Below are 19,481 nucleotides of genomic sequence, written 5' to 3' on the forward strand. Positions count from 1 at the left end.
ATGGAAACACCCGCGCGCTCCGCGACGTGATAAACCGTGGGACCTTTTGCCATTTCACTTCTCCTTCTCCCATGAGTCTATGCGCTTAGCATTCCCCTGTGGAGTCAGCGACCGTTCCAGCGCGCTCTCCGATCCTGCGCCTTTTGTTGCAACGCTCCCTCCGACGCCGCGGCCTGCCAGGTCATGGACCAGGTCAGGGCGTGGCGGGAGGGCGCTCCGGGGCTTCCAGGCGCAGGAGGGTACGGGGAGGGCGGTCCGGCCGTCCGCCGGAACCGGGCCGCGTCCTACCGCGCGAGGCGCGCTTCGAGGGCGGCGCGGCGTTCCGGCCACTCCTCGGCCGTGATCGAGAAGATCGCCGAATCGCGGAGCAGCCCGTCCTCGCCGGGCGCCCAGGAGCGCGACCAGTTGCGCAGGACGCCCTCGAAGCGCCCGCCGGCCGACTCGATCGCGGCCCGGGAGCGGCTGTTGCGGGCGTCGGTCTTCAGATCGACCCGGGCCACCCGCCAGGTCTCGAACGCGTGCCGGAACAGCAGGTACTTGGCCTCGGCGTTGATGCCCGTGCCCTGGGCGGAGGCGGCGAGCCAGGTGAACCCGACCTCGATCGCGCTCAGGGTGTCCTCGTCCAGCCAGTACCGGGGCTCCCAGTACGCCGTGACACCGACCGCCCGGCCGGACGCCCGGTCGATCTGCGCGTACGGGAACAGCTTCCCGGTGGCGGTACGGACGAACTGGGCGTCGAAGTACTCCTCGACCTCGTGGGCGCGGGGCACCCACGTGAACCGGTACGAACTCCGGTCCACTTCCGCAGCGACCGCCAGATCCTCCATGTGGTGGTGCCCCAGGGGCTCCAGCCGTACCCGGTCACCTTCCAGAACCGGTCCCTCCAACACGAAAGCCATCGTCCACCTGCCCAGTCGCCGTACGGAGTGTCGTGCGCAGCCTTCCAGAGGCCGCGCGGCCCTGTCGTGCGGTTTTGTCCCCGCCACGGCCCCCTCAACGCACCCCCGGGCCTGCGGCGTTGTCAGTGGCCGCGCCTACGCTCGGGACCATGACGACCTGGCTGCACGACACGTTCCCCGGCCATGAGGTGAATCTCGCCTTCGCCCGGGGCCTGCCCGCCGAGACCTTCTTCGAGGGGCTGCGCGCGCAGGGCCGTCCGCCGCTCGCCCACGGGGAGGCGGACGGCTGGGCCTGGGCCGTGCACGACATGATCGACGAGGAGGACGACGACTACGAGTTGATCGATTACCACCGCGTCTGCCCGCAGGGCGCGGAGATCGCCGTCTTCGTGACCGAGCCGTGCAGCGCGAAGGCGCACGGCCCCCACTTCGAGTACCACCGCGACGGGCGCACGGTCCTCTTCTTCAGCTTCGAGGACTACCGGCAGCAGCGCGTGGGCGACAACCCCGACCATCTGTCGGCGGAGCTGTTCGCGGCGGGCCTGATAGGCCCGGCGGCGGAGTGCGAGGAGTGGCGGACGGACGACGGGCACGACTGCTACGAGCACACGGACGACGACGAGATACGGCTGGTGCGGACGATCGCCGACGCCTTCGGCCTGCCCTCACCGCCGCTGGACGCCCCTCCGCTCGACCCCCCGCCGCTCGACGCGCCTGCCGTGGCCGCGGAACCGGCGGGTGCGGACGGCGGCGCGGGCCCGGTCGTCGCCCCGGGGACGTACGCCCTGTACGCGCGCGGGATCGACATGGCCGAGCTGGCCGCCGTCTGTGCCGAGGCCGGTTATCCGGCCCGTACGCGGGGCGAGTCGGGCGGCTGGGCCTGGGTGGCGTGGGACGCGGCGGCCGTGCCCGGCGACGGGGTCTCCGATCTGGCGGGCTTCCTGACCGGGTTCCGTTACGACGAGCGCTTCGGCGGACCGGACCGGGTCGAGACGGTGTTCCTGTCGGGCACCCCCGCGTGCGACTGCCCGAACGGGCGGGACCGCGCCATTCAGCACTGCGCGGACCACCCGTTCCACTTCGTGAACAGCCGGGGCGGCTTCGGGCGGACGTACTTCAACGTCGGCGGGGGCCGGGAGTCGCGTCGCCACGGAGATCTGCTGGTCGGCGAGCTGCTGGCCGCCGGGATCATCGGCCGGGAGACCCCGGCGTACGACGATCCCGCCTTCAACGCCGACGGCGCCCTGACCCTGCGCATCATCGCCGACCACTTCGGACTGCCCGCGACCGTGTGACGGCGGGGCCGCCGGGCCACGGCCGCCCCCGCCGGATCAGCCGGGGGCGCGGACGAAGCGGACCGGGGTGCCCGGGACGGCCTGGGCGGCCGCCGCGAGCGCCGGCGCGGCGACCACGCCGACGACCGGATAGCCCCCGGTCGTCGGATGGTCGTTGAGGAAGACGACCGGGCGGCCGTCCGGCGGGACCTGGACGGCACCGAGCACCATGCCCTCGCTGGGCAGCTCGCCCGCCCGCCCGCGCGCGAGGGGCGGCCCCTCGGTGCGCAGGCCGATGCGGTTGCTCTGCGGTCCGACGCGGTAGAGCGCGGTGGTGAGCGTGCGCAGGGCGGCGGGGGTGAACCAGGTGTGGCGCGGCCCGAGGTGCAGCGGCAGGACGAGCACCCCGGGCGCCCCCGCCCAGGGCACCGCGTCGCCCACCGGGGCACCGCCCCGCACCGGCCGCCCGAGCGGCAGGACGTCCCCGTCGGCCAGGGGCGCCGGGCCCAGCCCGGAGAGCAGGTCGGCCGCCCTGCTGCCGAGCACCGGGGGCACCGCGACCCCGCCCGCGAACGCCACATAGCCGCGCAGTCCGTGCTCCGCGTGCCCCACGTCCAGCACCGCACCGCCCGGCACGCGCACCGGGGCGCCCCACGCAACCGGCCGCCCGTCCACCGTCACCCGGCACGGCGCCCCGCCCACGACGACGCGCACCGCGTGGTCCGGGCGCACCGCGCACCCGGTGGCGGTCGTCTCCAGGAGCGCGGCCCCGGCGGGGTTCCCGGCCAGCCGGTTGGCCAGTCGCGCGGACGGTGCGTCCAGGGCCCCGGCCCGTCCGACGCCGAGATGCGCGAAGCCCGGCCGGCCCTCGTCCTGCACGGTGGTCAGCGCACCGGCCCGGACGACGTGCAGGGACGCGTACGGCGCCGCCGCGTCCCCGCCCTCCGCCGTCCCGTCCCGGGGCCCCGGCAGCACCGCCCCGGGCGACTCTCCTTCGTACGGCGTCATCACGCGACCTCCACGAAGCGGACGCGGGTCCCCGGGGTCAGGAGGGCGGCCGGTTCGCGGTCCGGGTCCCAGAGGGGGCCCGGGTCCGGCAACTGCCCGATGAGCTGCCAGCCGCCCGGGGACGGGCGCGGGTAGACCCCGGTGTACGGGCCGGCCAGCGCCACCGCGCCCGCCGGGACCCTCGTCCGGGGCGTGGCCCGGCGCGGCACGTGAAGGGAGCCGGGCAAGCCGGTGAGGTAGCCGAAGCCGGGGGCGAACCCGCAGAAGGCGACCCGGAATTCCGTCTCCGCGTGGATCCGGGCCACGTCCTCGGCCGCCACGCCCCAGACCTCCGCCACCTCGGCCAGGTCCGGCCCGTCGTAGACCACCGGCAGTTCGACCGCCGCACCGGAACCGGAGGACGGCGGCGGAACCGTCCAGGCCCGCAGCTCCCGGGCGAGCGCGGCCACACCGTCCCCGGCCGCCCCGTCACCGGCGATCCCGTCGAGGAGCACCGTCCGTTCGCCGGGCACGATGTCCCGCACCTCCGGCAGCGCACCGGCCGCGCGACGGCGCAGCACCTCCGTGTGGAAGGCGTCCGCGTCCTCCCGGTGCGCCAGTTCCACGAGCAGGGCTCCGGGCCCGGCGGGCAGGACGGTGGGCGGTGCGGTGCGGGGGGCGGGGTGGCCGGTGTCCGTGCCGTGCCCCGTGGCCATGGCCCGTTCCGCGCTCATGCCGTGAACGCCCGTACGGTGACGCCCGCTTCCTCCAGCGCGGTGCGCACGCGCCGGGCGAGGGCCGCCGCGCCGGGGGTGTCGCCGTGGACGCAGAGGGAGCGGGCGGCGACGGGTATGCGGAGGCCGTCGGCCCCGGTCACGGAGCGCTCGACAGCGAAGGCCACGCCCCGGCGTACGACCTCGTCCGCGTCGTGCACCACCGCGCCGGGCTCCGTCCGGGGGACGAGGGTGCCCTGCGGGGTGTAGGCGCGGTCGGCGAAGGCCTCCTCGACGGCGGGCAGTCCTGCGTCGGCGGCCCGGTCGAGCAGCCGGGAGCCGGGGAGCCCGAGGACGGCGAGACGGCCCCCGGCCAGCCGTACGCCCTCGATCACGGCGGCGGCCTGCTCGTCGTCGCGGACGGTGCGGTTGTAGAGGGCGCCGTGCGGTTTGACGTACGAGACCCGGGAGCCGGCGGCCTCGGCGAACACCCGCAGCGCGCCGATCTGGTAGGCGACCTCGGCGGCCAGTTCGGCGGCCGGCACGTCCATGGCGCGGCGGCCGAAGCCCGCGAGATCGCGGTACGAGACCTGGGCGCCGATCCGTACGCCGCGCTCGGCCGCCGCCGCGCAGACCCGCCGCATCACGGAGGCGTCGCCCGCGTGGAAGCCGCAGGCGACATTGGCGCTGGTCACGCAGGTGAGCAGGGCTTCGTCGTCGGTGAGCGTCCAGCGCCCGAAGCCCTCGCCGAGGTCCGCGTTGAGGTCCATGACCGCGACGGGGCCGGGCCGCCCGTCCGCGCCCGGTCCGTCCGTGAGTTGCGTCGGATTCGTCACGGGCGCACCGTAGCGCCCGCGCCGCACCGCCGGCCCGGGTGTCTCAGCCGAAGAGGTTCAGCTCCGCCTCCCGCACGCCCTCCAGCGCGTACCGCGTCCCCACCAGCGGCCTGCCCGAGACCAGCCGGACGAGGGTGGCGCCGTCGCCCCGGTAGCGGCCGGGTTCGCGGTCCTCCCGCGCGGTGCCGACGGTCAGTTCCTCGCCGCTTCCGGTGAGTTCGGCGACGTACGGCACGGCCTTGACCTGCCGGGCGCGCGGGCCGATCAGCCGCAGGGCGTACGGGAGTCCGGGCCCCTCGTACGCGCCGGGCAGGCCCCAGGCGGCGCGGACGTCGCCCGCGTGGATCCACTCGCCGAGGGCGACCGCGTCCAGCACCCCGCCCGCGGCGGCGATCGCGGCCCCCGCCTCGGTCATCCCGTGCTCCAGCTCGTCGATCACCTGCTCCACGGTCCAGCCGGCCCGCTCCGCGATGTCCCGGTCGTTGCACTCGGGGCTGAAGACGTCCGGTCCGAACCGGCTCTCCACCACCCGGTTCAGGGCGGAGCCGCAGTGCGCGAGCAGATCGCGCACCGTCCAGCCGGGGCAGGCGGTCCGCAGCTCGAAGTCGGCGGCCGGGGCGGACCGGAGCAGCGGGACGAGGAGGTCCCGTTCGGTGCGGAGGAGGAGACCGGGCAGCTCGGGATCACGGGTGTCAGTCACGCACCCCATCCAATCACCGGGGCCCCGGGGCGCTCTTCCGTGATACCGGAAACGCGCATACTCAATTACCCTGAGTATCAAGAGTGTTGGCAGTCACCCGGAGACTCCTGGAGCCATCGTGTCCCTGTTGATCGATCTGGCCGGCCAGCTTGCCCCCCACTTCTCCTTCTTCGCCTCCCGGGTGGCGGAGGGTGCCCTTCAGCGCGCCTCCGACCGGACGGTCGACGCCGGTGAGGACTTCTTCCGCGGTCTGGTCCGCCCGGACGCGCGGGCGGACGACGCCGCGGACGCGCTTCCGGCGGAGACCGCCGACGAACTGCTCCGCATGTTCGGGGAGCTGGCCCCCGCCGACCGCGCACGGCTCGTGGAGGCGCTGCGGACCTGGCTGGACGGCTCCGCGGACGGCGCGGCCGATCTCGTCGGGCTCGTGGACGCCCCGCGGCCGGCGCCCGCCCCCGCCCCGCCGACCGTCACCATGACGTCGACCGGCGACAACAACACGCTGATCGGCCATATCGACCGGATCGAGAACTTCAACACCGCCCCGAGAGCCGACCGGCCATGAGCCAGGACCCCGGCGGCGGACAGCGGGTCAACGTCCGGTCGACCGGCGACGGGAACACGCTCATCGGCTCGATCGGTGTGCTGATGCAGGTCTTCAGCAGGCGGGCCTCGTTCGTGACGGGCTGGCTGTTCCTCGTGCTCTCCGTCGCCCTTGCCGCGTACGCCGTGTGGAACTGGCCCGGCGGTTCGCGCGGGCAGTACGCCGTCTTCTTCGTCTTCCTGCTGCTCGCCTTCCTCGCCGCCGTCGCCCACATCGGCATCCGCGCGCCCGAGCGCGCCCGGACCGGTGGGGCGCACCCGGCCCCCCGGGACGGCGCGCGGGCCCTGCTGCCGGATCTGCTGCTCGTCGCCTCGCTCGTCTTCTCGCTGATCGGCTGGTGGTCGTTCCAGAACGTGGTGCGCGGCGGCGAGGTGACGACGGCGATCCAGGTGCGCGGGAAGCAGCCGCTGACCGACGCGCCGGGCAGTGTGCTCACGCTGACGATGCCGCAGCCGGACCGGGCCGACCGGCGGGACCGGCTGCGGCTCACCCTGGAGATCGGCGAGGACGACCCGGACGCGCCGGCCTGCTCCCACAAGACGCGGGTGGTGCTCACCGCGGTCACCGAGGGCGTCACCCCGCGCCAGTCCGATCTGCCCGCCCGTTCCACCACCGACTTCGCCCTCGGGGATCTCGCCGACCGGGCCGGTGCCTCCTTCGAACTGCGGGTGCGGACCGACGAGGGCTGCACCCTGCGGCTGGTGGACCGGCAGGGCGTCATGCACAACGACTGACGGACCACTCACCCAGGGAACGAGGCAGGAGAGATGGCAGGAGCAGCCCGGCACCGCCGGGCGAGGGCCGTCGCGGCGGCCCTCGCGGCAGCCGTTCTGTACGTGTCCACGACCGGCTGCAATTCCGACCCTCCGTCGATCCTCGACAACGACACGGAGGTCGGGGCCAAGAGCGACCAGCCCGGTACGAGCTACTCGCCGCACGACGGCGAGTACAACGGCTTCGACATCGCCGTGGTCGGCACGCTGATGAACATGCTCGGCTACGAGACCCCGCGCTTCAGCGGCGTGCTGTCCAAGAACCGGGCGAAGCTGCTGCACGACGGCGATGTGCAGCTGGTGGCGGCGACCTACTCCATCACCCCGTCCCGGATGGCGCCCAAGGACAAGGGCGGCGACGACCTCGACTTCGTCGGCCCGTACGCCTCCACCCAGCAGGGCTTCCTGATCCGGGACGCCGACCGGAGCATCCGTTCGCTGGCCGATCTCAGCGGCAAGGTCGTCTGTGTCTGGAAGGGCACCACGTCCGCGAACGAGCTGAGCAAACCGGCCCACGACAAGATCGTGAAGCGGGTCGAGGAGGACGCGAACTACTGCGTGAACGCGCTGAAGAACAAGGAGGTCGACGCGGTCTCCACGGACCAGCTGATCCTGTACGGGTTCATGGACGCCAATCCGTCGCTCCGGGTCGTGGACGGCATCAAGTTCGGGGAGCCCAACGACTACGGCATCGCCATGGCCAAGGGCCATCGCAAGGACTGCGTCCGGCTGCGCGACAAGCTCACGCAGTACCTCAGCAAGGCGACCGCCTGGGAGAACGACTTCCGGAACAACCTTCCGGCCGTCCCCAAGGCGACCCGTGACGAGGCCCGGCCCACCGAGGACGAGGTCATGGCCCTGTCCTGCGTGGACCGGCCGGGCGACAGCCCACCGGACTGACACCGGGGGCCGGGATGCGACGGGCGGGCCCTGGCGGCAGCCCTCGGGCTGACACGGGGGGCACGAGAGGCTGCGGGCAGCCCATAGAGTCGCCGCCATGACCGAGAGCGCGCAGAGTCTCCGCGTCCGCTGGCAGGACACCCTCGTCGCCGTCCGGGGCGGTGGCGAGGGCCCCGATCCGCTGCCGTACGCCGACAACCTCCTGGCACGGTGGGCCGAGCCCCAGCGCCGGTACCACACCACCGACCATCTGGCGGCGGTGCTCGACCACGTCGACACGCTGGCCGCCCATGCCGAGGACGCGGACGCGGTCCGGCTGGCCGCCTGGTTCCACGACGCGGTCTACCGGCCGGACCGCTCCGAGAACGAGGAGCGCAGTGCCGTCCTCGCCGAGCGGGCCCTGGCCGAGGCGGGCGTGGACGCGGCGACGACGGCCGAGGTGGCCCGGCTGGTCCGGCTGACCGTCTCCCACGACCCGGCCCCCGGCGACCGCAACGGCGAGGTGCTGTGCGACGCGGACCTGGCGGTCCTGGCGGGCTCGCCGGAGGAGTACGCGGCGTACGCGGCCCGGGTCCGCGAGGAGTACGGCTTCGTGCCGGACGACGCGTTCCGGGAGGGCCGGGCGGCCGTGCTGCGGCAGCTCCTCGAACTGCCGAGGCTGTTCCGTACGCCGGAGGGGTCGGCGCGGTGGGAGGAGCGGGCCCGGCACAATCTGGCCACGGAGCTGGGTCTGCTGGCCGGCTGAGGGGAGCACGGACGCGGCGGGGGCGGCTGTCCCCGGGGCACGGGGGGGCTTGCGGGGCGGCTCGCTCGGGCGTTCGGGAATGCGGGGCACGGTCGCGCTGTTGCGAGGTGTCATGCCCGACTCCACCGCCAGCCGCACCCGTATGCCGCTCGCCGTATACATACTCGGCCTCTCGGTCTTCGCACTCGGCACGAGCGAGTTCATGCTCTCCGGGCTGCTGCCGCCGATCGCCGACGACATGAACGTGTCGATCCCGCGCGCCGGTCTCCTCATCTCCGCCTTCGCGATCGGCATGGTGATCGGCGCCCCGCTGCTCGCCGTGGCGACGCTCCGGCTGCCGCGCCGCACCACGCTCATCGCGCTGATCTCCGTCTTCGGCCTCGGCCAGGTCGCGGGCGCGCTGGCACCGACGTACGAGGTGCTGTTCGCCTCCCGGGTGGTCAGCGCGTTCGCGTGCGCCGGGTTCTGGGCGGTCGGGGCGGCCGTCGCCATCGCGATGGTGCCGGTGAACGCGCGGGCCCGCGCGATGGCGGTGATGATCGGCGGGCTGTCCATCGCCAATGTGCTCGGGGTTCCGCTGGGTGCCTTCCTCGGCGAGAACCTGGGCTGGCGCTCGGCGTTCTGGGCGGTCGGCGCGGCCTCGGCCGTGGCCCTCGTCGGGGTGTCGACGCTGATCCCCAGGATTCCGCTGCCCGAGGAGAAGCCGCAGCTCAAGCGGGAGATGTCGATCTACCGGGACCGCCAGGTGTGGCTGTCGATCGTGATCACGGCGCTGGCGGCGGGCGGGGTGTTCTGCGCGTTCAGCTATCTGGCGCCGCTGCTGACGGACGTGGCGGGGCTGGACTCGGGCTGGGTGCCGACGGTGCTGGCGCTGTTCGGCGTCGGGGCGCTGGTCGGTACGACGATCGGCGGCCGGGTCGCGGACGCGCACCTCTTCGGGGTGCTGCTGAGCGGGATCGCGGCCTCGACGGTGTTCCTGGCGGCGCTGGCCCTGTTCGGGGCGAACCAGGCGGCGGTGATCGTCCTCTCGTTCCTGCTCGGCGTCTCCGCGTTCTACACCGCCCCGGCGCTGAACGCCCGGATGTTCAACGTGGCGGGCGCGGCCCCCACGCTGGCCGGGGCGACGACCACGGCCGCGTTCAACCTCGGCAACACCGGCGGCCCGTGGCTCGGCGGCACGGTGATCGACCTGGACTTCGGATACGCGGCGACCGCGTGGGCGGGGGCCGCGATGACCGTGCTCGCCCTGGGCACGGTGGTGGTCTCGCTGCGGCTCCAGCGCCGGAGCCCCTCGGCGTCCCGGCTGGTGACGGGGGCTCCCGCGGCGGTGTCGAAGGACACGACGGCGGAGGTGTGCGCGCCCACGTCGGGCGGGTGAGGCGGGCAGCGGCTCAGGCCGGCGGAAGCCGGCCGGGAGTGGCTGGTCCGGGTGCGGCTGGTCCGGGAGCGGCCGGGCCGGGGGCCGGGCGGCCCTTGGGGCGGCGCAGTCCGGCCTCGGTGATGCGGCGCACCAGTTCCTTGGAGCCGATCTGCCGGGCCCCGGCCCGCACGGCGTCCTCGTACCGGGCCGCCGGCACGTCGTAGTGGTCGCGTTCGAAGGCGCGGGGCGGGCAGCCGATGGACGCGGCGAAGGCGTGCAGTTCCTCGAAGGACACGTCGCTGACCAGGTGCGACCAGAACCGGCCGTGTCCGGGCCAGTCCGGCGGGTCGATGTAGACGGTCACGGCCGCAGTATCCCCGTCAGTCCGCCGACCGGGGCGACGGCCACCGCCGCCTTCGCGCAGACCCAGTGCGGGTCGGGGCCCAGCTCGGGCTCGACGTCCAGGGCGTGCGGGTCGCCCGCGTCGCAGACCGGGCAGAGCGGCCAGCGGCCGTACCGCTCCAGCAGGGCGTCCTGCACGTCCTGGGCGATGAGCCCGGTGACGAACTCCGCTCCTTCCGGCCACTGCTCGACCCACCAGCGCCGGTGCGTCACCGCGTCCTCGACCAGCGAGACGATCTGCGCCTCCGCCACGTCTCCGGCGGCGAGATCGGCCATGACCAGTGCGCGGGCGGTGTGCAGCGCCTGCTCCAGGGGGTTCGTCTCCATGCGCCCATTGTCCACCCGGCGCCCGGACGCCCTGGCGAAAAGGGGGGTTGACGGACAGGAGGGTTGAAAATATCTTTCAAAGGTGACCCATGACCTGAAGGAAAGTTTCAGCCCGGATTCGCCGCCCGCGCCCGCCGCGCTGGCGGCCAAGGTGCGGACCCTCGCGCCGTCCATGACCCGCTCGATGCAGCGGGTCGCCGAGGCCGTCGCCGGTGACCCGGCCGGCTGCGCCGCCCTCACGGTCACCGGTCTCGCCGAGCTGACGGGCACCAGCGAGGCCACCGTGGTCCGCACGGCCCGCCTCCTCGGCTACCCCGGCTACCGGGACCTGCGCCTCGCGCTGGCCGGCCTCGCCGCCCACCAGCAGTCCGGCCGGGCCCCGGCCGTCACCGCGGACATAGCGGTGGACGACCCGATCGCCGACGTGGTCGCCAAGCTGGCCTACGACGAGCAGCAGACCCTCGCCGACACCGCCGCCGGACTCGACACGGTGCAGCTGGGTGCCGCGGTGGCCGCCGCCGCGACCGCGCGCCGGATCGACATCTACGGCGTGGGCGCCTCCTCGCTGGTCGGCCAGGACCTCGCGCAGAAGCTCGCCCGCATCGGCCTGATCGCCCACTCCCACACCGACCCGCACCTCGCGGTGACCAACGCCGTGCAGCTGCGCTCCGGCGACGTGGCCATCGCGATCACGCACTCCGGCTCGACGGGCGACGTCATAGAGCCGCTGCGGGTCGCCTTCGACCGGGGCGCGACGACGATCGCGATCACCGGCCGCCCGGACGGGCCCGTGACGCAGTACGCCGACCACGTGCTGACCACCTCGACCGCCCGCGAGAGCGAGCTGCGCCCGGCCGCCATGTCCAGCCGCACCAGCCAGCTGCTGGTGGTCGACTGCCTGTTCATAGGGGTCGCCCAGCGGACGTACGAGACGGCGGCCCCGGCGCTCGCCGCCTCGTACGAGGCGCTGGCGCACCGCCACACCCCGCGCACCCGCTGACACCCGGCCCTCCGGCACCCGCACCCGCACCCGCACCCGCACCCGCACCCGCACCCGCACCCGCGGAACCGTACGTACGAGTTCAAGAAAGCAGAGCCGCTCTCCATGACCTCCCTCACCGACACCGGCGCCACCCCCTCCGACGGATACGGCTCCGACCGGCCCGGCTCCGACGGACCGGGTTCCGGCGGACCGGGTTCCGGCGGATACGGCGAGCTGCGCGCCCAGCTCGCCACCCTCACCACCGAGGCGTTCCGCCCCGAGCTGGCCGAGATCGACCGGCTCGACACGGCGGAGATCGCCCGGATCATGAACGGCGAGGACCGTTCGGTGCCCGCCGCCGTGGGTGAGCGGCTGCCCGAGATCGCCGCCGCGATCGACGCCCTCGCCGAGCGGATGGCGCGCGGCGGCCGGCTGATCTACGCGGGCGCCGGCACGGCGGGCCGGCTCGGGGTGCTGGACGCCAGCGAGTGCCCGCCCACGTTCAACACGGACCCGGCCGAGGTGATCGGCCTGATCGCGGGCGGCCCGTCCGCGATGATCACCGCTGTCGAGGGCGCGGAGGACAGCAAGGAGCTGGCCGCCGCCGACCTCGAAGGCCTCGGTCTGACCGCCGACGACACCGTGGTCGGCATCTCCGCCTCCGGCCGCACGCCGTACGCGGTCGGCGCGGTCGAGCACGCCCGCGCGAAGGGCGCGCTGACCATCGGCCTGTCCTGCAACGCGGACTCCGCGCTGGGCGCCGCCGCCGAGCACCCGGTCGAGGTCGTCGTCGGACCGGAGCTGCTGACCGGTTCGACCCGGCTCAAGGCCGGCACGGCCCAGAAGCTCGTCCTCAACATGCTCTCGACGATCACGATGATCCGGCTCGGCAAGACGTACGGGAACCTGATGGTCGACGTCCGCGCCTCCAACGAGAAGCTGCGGGCCCGCTCGCGGCGGATCGTCTCGCTGGCCACCGGTGCCTCCGACGAGGAGATCGAGGCCGCGCTCGCCGCGACGGACGGCGAGGTGAAGAACGCCATCCTCACGATCCTGGGCCAGGTCGACGGCCCCACCGCGGCCACGCTGCTGTCCGCGTCGGACGGCCATCTGCGCGCCGCCCTCGCCGCCGCCACCCCCCGCACCACCTGACCCACGCTCCACCTCCGCACCTCCCGCACAGCAAGGCACCACGCACCATGGCTACAGAAGACAAGAACCGCGCCACCGCCGCCGCGATCCTTCCGCTCGTCGGTGGCGCCGCGAACGTCAGCTCCATCGCCCACTGCATGACCCGGCTCCGGCTCGGGCTGCGCGACCGCTCCCTCGTCCAGGACGAGGCGCTGAAGGCGGTCCCCGCCGTGATGGGCGTGGTCGAGGACGACACGTACCAGATCGTGCTCGGCCCCGGCACGGTCGCCCGGGTCACCCCGGAGTTCGAGAAGCTGGTCGAGGAGGGGAAGGCCGGGGCGCCGTCCCCGGCTCCCGCCCCGGCCGACGGCGAGCCCGCCGCTCCGCTCACGGCGGAGGAGCTGGCCGCGCAGGGCGCCGCGATGAAGGCGGCCCGCAAGGCGAAGAACGCCACCCCGTTCAAGCTGTTCCTGCGCAGGATCGCGAACATCTTCGTGCCGCTGATCCCGGCCCTGATCGGCTGCGGCATCATCGCCGGCCTCAACGGCCTGCTGGTCAACCTGGAGTGGCTGCCCTCCGTCACCCCGGCCCTCGCCGCGATGGCCTCCGGCTTCATGGCGCTCATCGCGGTCTTCGTCGGCTACAACACGGCGAAGGAGTTCGGCGGCACACCGATCCTCGGCGGAGCGGTCGCGGCCATCATCGTCTTCCCGGGCGTCGCGAACATCGAGGCGTTCGGCCAGAAGCTCTCCCCCGGCCAGGGCGGCGTCCTCGGCGCACTGGGCGCGGCGGTCCTCGCGGTCTACGTGGAGAAGTGGTGCCGGCGCTGGGTGCCGGAGGCGCTCGACGTGCTGGTCACGCCGACGCTGACGGTCCTGATCTCCGGCCTGGTGACGATCTTCGGCCTGATGTACGTGGCGGGCGAGGTCTCCACCGCGATCGGCGACTTCGCCGACTGGCTGCTGTCCAACGGCGGCGCGGGCGCGGGACTGATCCTCGGCGGCTTCTTCCTCCCGCTCGTCATGCTGGGCCTGCACCAGGCGCTGATCCCGATCCACACCACCCTGATCGAGCAGCAGGGCTACACGGTGCTCCTCCCCATCCTGGCCATGGCCGGGGCGGGCCAGGTCGGCGCGGCCCTCGCGGTCTACTTCCGCCTCCCGCGCAACGAGTCGATCCGCCGGACCATCAAGTCGGCCCTCCCCGCCGGTTTCCTCGGCGTCGGTGAGCCCCTGATCTACGGTGTCTCGCTGCCCCTGGGCCGCCCGTTCATCACCGCCTGCGTGGGCGGTGCCTTCGGCGGCGCGTTCATCGGCTTCTTCAACCAGCTCGGCGACGCGGTCGGCTCCACCGCCATCGGCCCCTCCGGCTGGGCCCTCTTCCCCCTCCTGGACGGCAACCACGGCCTCGGCGCCACGATCGCCATCTACGCGGGCGGCCTCGTCGTCGGCTATCTGGCGGGCTTCCTCGCCACGTACTTCTTCGGCTTCAGCAAGGACCTCCTGGCCGAGTTCAACGTCTCCCAGGAAACCCCGTCCGACGCCCGCCCCCACCCCGCCCCGGACACCACCGCGGCCACCCCCGCGCAGACCCCAGCCGGGGTCTGACACCCACCCGCACACCGAAACGGCGGCATCCCCGGTCAGGGGGGTGCCGCCGTTTCTCCGTTCCGCCCTGCCTCCCGGACGCGAGAAGGGCCTCCTCAGGTCGGGAACGCCTCCGTGTCGAGCGTGACGTCGAAGGGCCCCGGCAGCGCGAGCGGCTTGCCGAACGGCACCGCGTCGGAGCGCTTGTACGTGCCGTCCTCGTTGGGCTCCGTGAACACCGTGGACATCGGGCCCCGGGTGTCGAACCGGTCGATCAGCAGATACACGGGCACGCCCGCGCGGGCATAGGCGCGGTACTTCTTCGTACGGTCGTCGCGGGCGTTGCCCTGGGAGGTGATCTCGGCGACGAGGCGCGCGTCGGCGGCGTCCATCGGGTGGTTCACCTCGGGGTCCGCCGCGTCGACCAACGCGGTCGGCATGACGACGAGATGGGGAACGTACAGCCGCCCGAGGGATGCCACGTGGACGCTCAGGGTCTGGTGGGCCCCGAGCGCGTCGGGCAGATTGCCGTACAGGCTGCGCCTCACCTCACCGACGATCACGTGGTGACCCATCGGTGGCGGCGGAATCAATTGGATCCGCCCGTCGCCGATCTCCGCGCGCCATCCCTCGGGCACGTCCAGCTCCCGCCAGGTGCGCAGCAGATTGCTCCAGCTGCTCCGGGCACGATCTGTACCGGCCCCTGCAGCGGTCATCACACGTCCTTCGTCGGAGGTCTGCCGGCGGGAGGGAGCGTAGACCGGCGACCGCACGATGCCGGGCCGTATGCACCGACGTCCCACGATCGTGTGAGCCGCGCACCGAGCACCGCCCGGCGCTCACCGTTCCGACGGATCCGGTTCCGGTTCCGTCGTCCGCGCCGGGCGGAGGGTGACGAGGGCGATGCCCGCGCAGCAGACCGCCAGGAGGAGGAGTTCGGGGGCGGAGGGGGCGGGGGCGGTGCGCAGGGCCCAGTCGCCGAGGCGGACGGTGAAGGGGACGGCCAGTTGCACGGCGGCCGTGAAGACGGGGCCCCGGAGCAGGATCAGCCGGTGCTGTACGAGGTAGGCGGGGGCGTACACGACGCCGCCCAGCAGGACGATGCCGCCCACCGCCGTCCAGGTGGGCGGGTGCGCGATCAGGGCGGGCAGGGACATCGGGAGGAGCAGACAGGTGGCCGCCGCCAGGAGCACCGGCAGGACGACGAGGGGCGGCAGCCCCGGCAGACGTTGCCGGTAGAGGAAGCCGTAGACCGCGAAGGCAATCGTCGCGGCGGCGACCGGCAGCAGGCCGACGAGGTCCAGATCGTCCGCGTCCACGCCCAGTGCCGCGTAGCCGACGCCCGCCGCGCAGGCCAGGACCGCGCCCGCCGTCCCGCGCGGCCCCGCCCGTTCGCCGAAGAACAGCGCGCCGACCGCGACCGACGCACAGGGCAGGAGGGCGACGACGAGGTTGGCGAGCGAGGTGCCGACCCGGGCGATCGACAGGAGTGTGCCGGCCGCGTACCCGGCGAAGCCGAGCAGGCCCAGCAGCCAGACGCTCCCCGGTCGCGCCGCGACCCGCCGCAGATCGGCCCGGCCGGACGCCGACGAGGCGGCGACGGCCGTCAGCACCAGACAGCACACGGCGGTACGGCCCACCGCGACGGTCAGCGGATCGGTGCCGGTGACCAGGGCGCCCGAGAGCAGCCAGGTTCCGGCGAGCAGCAGCACGAGAACGACCGGCAACGCTGGGCCGCCTTCCGGGAGGGTGAACGGGCCGGGGTCAGCGGACGGACGAGGCCGGGTCCTCCGTCGGACGGGCATCCGGCGTGGCCTTCCCCGCCAGGGCCAGCAGCGCCGCGTGCGTCTCCCGGTCGGCCGCGGCGATCAGTCCGCCCGCGCCGGTGTGGACGGGGCCGCCGTCGATGCCGGTGACGACGCAGCCGGCGGCCTCGCACAGCGCGATCCCGGCGGCGAAGTGAACGCTGTCGCGCAGGCCGGTGCCCCCGTCGGTGACGTACGCGGCACGGCGCCCGGCGGCGACCCAGGCGACGGCCAGGGTGCTGGAGACGACGCGGGGACGGAAGCGTGCGGCGAAGCCGGGGGCGGCCAGGAGGTCAACGGCGCGGAACTCCGGGGCGTGCGGGAACGGCGGGTCGAGGTTGACGTCGACGAGCGCGGAGGACGGCGAGGGCGACAGCTCCTCGTCCACCCCGTCCCGGCGGACCCGGGCCCGTACCCCGTCGGTCCAGAACACCTCGTCGTTGAACGGATCGGCGGACGCGGCGGCGGTGGTCGCACCGTCCGCCCGCAGCGCCACGTTCACCGCGACCAGCATGTTCCGCACCGCGTAGTTGAGCGTCCCGCACAGCGGGTCGACCAGCCACCGCCGCCGCGCCCCCGCCGCCCCGGTGGCGCCGCCCTCCTCCCCCGTCACCGCGTCGTCCGGCCGCGCCGCCCGCAGTACGTCGAGGATCGCCCGCTCCGCCGCGAGGTCGGCGCTCGTGGCGAAGTCGCCGCCGGACTTGTCGATCCTCCGCAGCGCGGTGCCGTACATCTCCCGGACCACGACGGCACCGGCGAGGGCGGCGCGTACGGCCAGTTCGGCATCGCTCTCGGCACCGGGGCCTGTGGGCACGGCAGCACTGATGCTTGTCATGCCCACAGGCTAACGAGGGGATTCCCCGCCCTTCCCGACGCCGTCGCCTCACGCCCCCACGTACGCCGCCAGATGCTCCCCCGTGAGCGTCGCCCGGCTCTTCACCAGGTCGGCAGGGGTGCCCTCGAAGACGACCTTGCCGCCGTCGTGGCCGGCGCCGGGGCCCAGGTCGATGATCCAGTCGGCGTGGGCCATGACGGCCTGGTGGTGTTCGACGACGATGACGGACTTGCCGGAGTCGACGAGGCGGTCGAGGAGGCCCAGGAGCTGTTCGACGTCGGCGAGATGGAGGCCGGTGGTGGGCTCGTCCAGGAGGTAGATGCCACCCTTCTCACCCATGTGGGTGGCGAGCTTGAGGCGCTGGCGTTCGCCGCCGGAGAGCGTGGTGAGCGGCTGGCCGAGCTTGACGTAGCCGAGGCCGACGTCGGCGAGGCGTTCCAGGATGCGGTGCGCGGCGGGGAGCTTCGCCTCGCCGTCGCCGAAGAACTCCTCCGCCTCCGCGACCGACATCGCGAGCACCTCGCTGATGTCGCGCCCGCCGAGCTTGTACTCCAGGACGGAGGGCTCGAACCGCTTGCCCTCGCAGTCCTCGCACGGGGTGGAGACCCCGGCCATCATCGCCAGGTCCATGTAGATGACCCCGGCCCCGTTGCAGGTCGGGCAGGCGCCCTCGGAGTTGGCACTGAACAGGGCGGGCTTGACGCCGTTCTCCTTGGCGAAGGCCTTGCGGATCGGGTCCAGGAGGCCGGTGTACGTCGCCGGGTTGCTGCGCCGGGAGCCGCGGATCGGGCTCTGGTCGACCGAGACGACGCCCTCGCCCTGCGGGATCGACCCGTGGACGAGGGAGCTCTTGCCGGAACCGGCGACCCCCGTGATGACGGTGAGGACCCCGAGCGGGATGTCCACGTCGACGTCGCGCAGGTTGTTCGCCGACGCGCCGCGGATCTCCAGCGCCCCGCTCGCCTCCCGGACCGTGTCCTTGACGGTGGAGCGGTCGTCGAAGTGCCGCCCCGTGATGGTGTCCCCGGCCCGCAGCCCCTCGACGGTGCCTTCAAAGCAGACCGTGCCGCCGCCCGTACCGGCACCCGGCCCCAGGTCCACCACATGGTCCGCGATCGCGATCGTCTCCGGCTTGTGCTCGACGACGAGCACGGTGTTGCCCTTGTCGCGCAGCCGCAGCAGCAGCTTGTTCATGCGCTCGATGTCGTGCGGGTGCATGCCGATGGTCGGCTCGTCGAAGACGTACGTGACATCGGTGAGCGAGGAGCCCAGGTGGCGGATCATCTTGACGCGCTGCGCCTCGCCGCCGGAGAGCGTGCCCGCGGCCCGGTCGAGCGACAGATAGCCGAGGCCGATCTCCACGAACGAGTCGAGCGTCTGGCGCAGTGCGTCGAGCAGCGGCCCCACGGACGGTTCGTCGAGCCCGGCGACCCACTCGGCCAGGTCCCGGATCTCCATGGCGCAGGCGTCGGCGATGGAGATCCGCTTGATCTTGGAGGAGCGGGCCCCCTCGCTGAGCCGGGTGCCGTCGCACTCCGGGCAGACCGTGAAGGTGACCGCGCGCTCCACGAACGCCCGGATGTGCGGCTGCATCGCCTCCTTGTCCTTGGACAGGAAGGACTTCTGGATCTTCGGGATCAGTCCCTCGTACGTGAGGTTGACGCCGTTCACCTTGACCTTGACCGGCTCCCCGTACAGGAAGGCCTGGAGTTCCTTCTTGGTGTACTTCGCGATCGGCTTGTCCGGGTCGACGAAACCGGACTGTGCGTACACCTGCACGGTCCACTGGCTGTCGGACTTCCAGCCGGGGATCGTGAACGCGCCCTCCGAAAGCGACTTGGAGGCGTCGTACAACTGGGTGAGGTCGATGTCGGAGACCTTGCCGCGCCCCTCGCAGCGCGTACACATGCCGCCGGTCCGGTTGAACGTGGCCTTCACCGTCTTCTTGCTGCCGCGCTCGACCGTGATCGCACCGGCCGCGCGGACGGACGCGGTGTTGAAGGAGTACGCGCTGGGCGGGCCGATGTGCGGCTTGCCGAGCCTGCTGAACAGGATCCGCAGCATCGCGTGGGCGTCGGTCGCGGTCCCGACCGTGGAGCGCGGGTCGGAGCCCATGCGCTGCTGGTCGACGCTGATGGCGGTGGTGATCCCTTCGAGGACATCCACGTCCGGCCGGGCCAGGCTGGGCATGAAGCCCTGCACGAACGCCGGGTACGTCTCGTTGATCAGCCGCTGCGACTCGGCGGCGATGGTCCCGAAGACCAGGGAGCTCTTCCCGGATCCGGAGACGCCGGTGAAGACCGTCAGCCGGCGCTTGGGGATGTCGACGCTGATGTCCTTGAGGTTGTTCACCCGTGCGCCGTGCACCCGGATCAGATCGTGGCTGTCACCCGAGTGCGCGGTGGCCGCCGGGGTCTGCGTGCTCTTGGCCCTGGTCATGAGTCTCCATCCGTGGGCGGGGCCGCCCCCGCGGCCCCGTCGATGTCGCAAACGGCCGGGAGGTCCCGGTCCGGGGTCGTGCGGACGGTACGGTCCCGTCCTGACGTCGCCGTGTGGACGGGACGGTCCCGTACCGACGCTGCCGTACGGACCTTACGGATCCGTCCCGGCGCATCCGTAAGG

Annotated in this window: 20 protein-coding genes; 9 read left to right on the top strand and 11 right to left on the bottom strand. The window is 73.3% G+C overall.

Translation table 11 applies throughout. The features are described from left to right. Positions 1-284 precede the first annotated feature (284 nt). Positions 285-899, bottom strand: a complete 615-nt coding sequence (locus ACFVDM_RS36630) for a GNAT family N-acetyltransferase (protein WP_383651010.1) — start codon at positions 897-899, stop codon at positions 285-287. 149 nt (positions 900-1,048) lie between these two features. Here ACFVDM_RS36630 and ACFVDM_RS36635 point away from each other — a divergent pair, with 149 nt between their 5' ends. Then, positions 1,049-2,194 carry a hypothetical protein gene (locus ACFVDM_RS36635; protein WP_383651011.1) on the top strand — a complete coding sequence of 382 codons (1,146 nt, stop codon included), beginning with the start codon at positions 1,049-1,051 and terminating at the stop codon, positions 2,192-2,194. Between the two features lie 36 nt (positions 2,195-2,230). Here ACFVDM_RS36635 and ACFVDM_RS36640 read toward each other — a convergent pair whose 3' ends face one another. The 4 genes from ACFVDM_RS36640 to ACFVDM_RS36655 all read right to left on the bottom strand — a co-directional run bounded on the left by ACFVDM_RS36640 (position 2,231) and on the right by ACFVDM_RS36655 (position 5,418). Next, a complete protein-coding gene (locus ACFVDM_RS36640; RefSeq protein WP_383651012.1) occupies positions 2,231-3,181 on the bottom strand; it encodes a biotin-dependent carboxyltransferase family protein in 951 nt (316 codons plus the stop codon). Further along, entirely contained in the window at positions 3,181-3,876 is a 696-nt protein-coding gene (locus tag ACFVDM_RS36645; protein ID WP_383651060.1) for an allophanate hydrolase subunit 1, read from the bottom strand. The genes ACFVDM_RS36640 and ACFVDM_RS36645 overlap by 1 nt, the downstream gene beginning before the upstream one ends. Before the next feature lie 14 nt (positions 3,877-3,890). Then, a complete protein-coding gene (locus tag ACFVDM_RS36650) occupies positions 3,891-4,643 on the bottom strand; it encodes a LamB/YcsF family protein (RefSeq protein WP_383651061.1) in 753 nt (250 codons plus the stop codon). 109 nt (positions 4,644-4,752) lie between these two features. Beyond that, positions 4,753-5,418 (bottom strand): maleylpyruvate isomerase family mycothiol-dependent enzyme, encoded by a 666-nt coding sequence (locus ACFVDM_RS36655; protein ID WP_383651013.1) that lies wholly within the window; start codon positions 5,416-5,418, stop codon positions 4,753-4,755. 109 nt (positions 5,419-5,527) lie between these two features. Here ACFVDM_RS36655 and ACFVDM_RS36660 point away from each other — a divergent pair, with 109 nt between their 5' ends. From ACFVDM_RS36660 to ACFVDM_RS36680, 5 genes are all read left to right on the top strand, one after another. Further along, a complete protein-coding gene (locus ACFVDM_RS36660; RefSeq protein ID WP_383651014.1) occupies positions 5,528-5,974 on the top strand; it encodes a hypothetical protein in 447 nt (148 codons plus the stop codon). Continuing rightward, positions 5,971-6,747 carry a hypothetical protein gene (locus ACFVDM_RS36665; protein ID WP_383651015.1) on the top strand — a complete coding sequence of 259 codons (777 nt, stop codon included), beginning with the start codon at positions 5,971-5,973 and terminating at the stop codon, positions 6,745-6,747. The genes ACFVDM_RS36660 and ACFVDM_RS36665 overlap by 4 nt, the downstream gene beginning before the upstream one ends. Before the next feature lie 33 nt (positions 6,748-6,780). Next, the gene (locus tag ACFVDM_RS36670; RefSeq protein ID WP_383651016.1) at positions 6,781-7,686 is read left to right on the top strand and encodes a transporter substrate-binding domain-containing protein; all 906 of its coding nucleotides are present in this window, start codon (positions 6,781-6,783) and stop codon (positions 7,684-7,686) included. A 97-nt stretch (positions 7,687-7,783) separates the two neighbouring features. Next, complete coding sequence (locus ACFVDM_RS36675; RefSeq protein ID WP_383651017.1) at positions 7,784-8,431, top strand: hypothetical protein; 648 nt, start codon at positions 7,784-7,786, stop codon at positions 8,429-8,431. 142 nt (positions 8,432-8,573) lie between these two features. Further along, positions 8,574-9,809 (top strand): Cmx/CmrA family chloramphenicol efflux MFS transporter, encoded by a 1,236-nt coding sequence (locus ACFVDM_RS36680; RefSeq protein WP_383651062.1) that lies wholly within the window; start codon positions 8,574-8,576, stop codon positions 9,807-9,809. A gap of 13 nt (positions 9,810-9,822) precedes the next feature. Here ACFVDM_RS36680 and ACFVDM_RS36685 read toward each other — a convergent pair whose 3' ends face one another. Next, positions 9,823-10,155, bottom strand: coding sequence for a DUF4031 domain-containing protein (locus ACFVDM_RS36685; RefSeq protein WP_383651018.1), 333 nt, complete (start codon positions 10,153-10,155; stop codon positions 9,823-9,825). After that, on the bottom strand, positions 10,152-10,520 hold the full coding sequence (locus ACFVDM_RS36690; protein WP_383651019.1) for a hypothetical protein: 369 nt from the start codon (positions 10,518-10,520) through the stop codon (positions 10,152-10,154). The genes ACFVDM_RS36685 and ACFVDM_RS36690 overlap by 4 nt, the downstream gene beginning before the upstream one ends. 82 nt (positions 10,521-10,602) lie before the next feature. On the opposite strand from ACFVDM_RS36690, the gene ACFVDM_RS36695 reads away from it, so the two are divergent. From ACFVDM_RS36695 to ACFVDM_RS36705, 3 genes are all read left to right on the top strand, one after another. Next, positions 10,603-11,520 (top strand): MurR/RpiR family transcriptional regulator, encoded by a 918-nt coding sequence (locus ACFVDM_RS36695; protein WP_383651020.1) that lies wholly within the window; start codon positions 10,603-10,605, stop codon positions 11,518-11,520. Between the two features lie 105 nt (positions 11,521-11,625). Further along, positions 11,626-12,654 carry an N-acetylmuramic acid 6-phosphate etherase gene (gene murQ, locus ACFVDM_RS36700; RefSeq protein WP_383651021.1) on the top strand — a complete coding sequence of 343 codons (1,029 nt, stop codon included), beginning with the start codon at positions 11,626-11,628 and terminating at the stop codon, positions 12,652-12,654. A 47-nt stretch (positions 12,655-12,701) separates the two neighbouring features. Next, a complete protein-coding gene (locus ACFVDM_RS36705) occupies positions 12,702-14,240 on the top strand; it encodes a PTS transporter subunit EIIC (RefSeq protein WP_383651022.1) in 1,539 nt (512 codons plus the stop codon). A gap of 95 nt (positions 14,241-14,335) precedes the next feature. Here the strand turns inward: ACFVDM_RS36705 and ACFVDM_RS36710 are convergent, their stop codons facing one another. From ACFVDM_RS36710 to ACFVDM_RS36725, 4 genes are all read right to left on the bottom strand, one after another. Further along, positions 14,336-14,935 (bottom strand): Uma2 family endonuclease, encoded by a 600-nt coding sequence (locus ACFVDM_RS36710; protein ID WP_383651023.1) that lies wholly within the window; start codon positions 14,933-14,935, stop codon positions 14,336-14,338. A 123-nt stretch (positions 14,936-15,058) separates the two neighbouring features. Continuing rightward, positions 15,059-15,946 (bottom strand): DMT family transporter, encoded by an 888-nt coding sequence (locus ACFVDM_RS36715; protein WP_383651024.1) that lies wholly within the window; start codon positions 15,944-15,946, stop codon positions 15,059-15,061. A gap of 37 nt (positions 15,947-15,983) precedes the next feature. Continuing rightward, positions 15,984-16,859, bottom strand: coding sequence for an inositol monophosphatase family protein (locus ACFVDM_RS36720; protein ID WP_383651025.1), 876 nt, complete (start codon positions 16,857-16,859; stop codon positions 15,984-15,986). 48 nt (positions 16,860-16,907) lie between these two features. Continuing rightward, positions 16,908-19,298 carry an ATP-binding cassette domain-containing protein gene (locus tag ACFVDM_RS36725; RefSeq protein WP_383651026.1) on the bottom strand — a complete coding sequence of 797 codons (2,391 nt, stop codon included), beginning with the start codon at positions 19,296-19,298 and terminating at the stop codon, positions 16,908-16,910. Positions 19,299-19,481 lie beyond the last annotated feature (183 nt).

The sequence above is a fragment of the Streptomyces sp. NPDC057682 genome (genome assembly GCF_042799575.1).
GTDB lineage: Bacteria > Actinomycetota > Actinomycetes > Streptomycetales > Streptomycetaceae > Streptomyces.

Bases quoted from the DNA above. Each gene is read 5' to 3' on its own strand.
- ACFVDM_RS36630 (WP_383651010.1), bottom strand. From the start codon at position 899: ATGGCTTTCGTGTTGGAGGGACCGGTTCTGGAAGGTGACCGGGTACGG.
- ACFVDM_RS36635 (WP_383651011.1), top strand. From the start codon at position 1,049: ATGACGACCTGGCTGCACGACACGTTCCCCGGCCATGAGGTGAATCTC.
- ACFVDM_RS36640 (WP_383651012.1), bottom strand. From the start codon at position 3,181: ATGACGCCGTACGAAGGAGAGTCGCCCGGGGCGGTGCTGCCGGGGCCC.
- ACFVDM_RS36645 (WP_383651060.1), bottom strand. From the start codon at position 3,876: ATGGCCACGGGGCACGGCACGGACACCGGCCACCCCGCCCCCCGCACC.
- ACFVDM_RS36650 (WP_383651061.1), bottom strand. From the start codon at position 4,643: ATGGACCTCAACGCGGACCTCGGCGAGGGCTTCGGGCGCTGGACGCTC.
- ACFVDM_RS36655 (WP_383651013.1), bottom strand. From the start codon at position 5,418: ATGGGGTGCGTGACTGACACCCGTGATCCCGAGCTGCCCGGTCTCCTC.
- ACFVDM_RS36665 (WP_383651015.1), top strand. From the start codon at position 5,971: ATGAGCCAGGACCCCGGCGGCGGACAGCGGGTCAACGTCCGGTCGACC.
- ACFVDM_RS36670 (WP_383651016.1), top strand. From the start codon at position 6,781: ATGGCAGGAGCAGCCCGGCACCGCCGGGCGAGGGCCGTCGCGGCGGCC.
- ACFVDM_RS36675 (WP_383651017.1), top strand. From the start codon at position 7,784: ATGACCGAGAGCGCGCAGAGTCTCCGCGTCCGCTGGCAGGACACCCTC.
- ACFVDM_RS36680 (WP_383651062.1), top strand. From the start codon at position 8,574: ATGCCGCTCGCCGTATACATACTCGGCCTCTCGGTCTTCGCACTCGGC.
- ACFVDM_RS36690 (WP_383651019.1), bottom strand. From the start codon at position 10,520: ATGGAGACGAACCCCCTGGAGCAGGCGCTGCACACCGCCCGCGCACTG.
- murQ (WP_383651021.1), top strand. From the start codon at position 11,626: ATGACCTCCCTCACCGACACCGGCGCCACCCCCTCCGACGGATACGGC.
- ACFVDM_RS36705 (WP_383651022.1), top strand. From the start codon at position 12,702: ATGGCTACAGAAGACAAGAACCGCGCCACCGCCGCCGCGATCCTTCCG.
- ACFVDM_RS36710 (WP_383651023.1), bottom strand. From the start codon at position 14,935: ATGACCGCTGCAGGGGCCGGTACAGATCGTGCCCGGAGCAGCTGGAGC.
- ACFVDM_RS36720 (WP_383651025.1), bottom strand. From the start codon at position 16,859: ATGACAAGCATCAGTGCTGCCGTGCCCACAGGCCCCGGTGCCGAGAGC.
- ACFVDM_RS36725 (WP_383651026.1), bottom strand. From the start codon at position 19,298: ATGACCAGGGCCAAGAGCACGCAGACCCCGGCGGCCACCGCGCACTCG.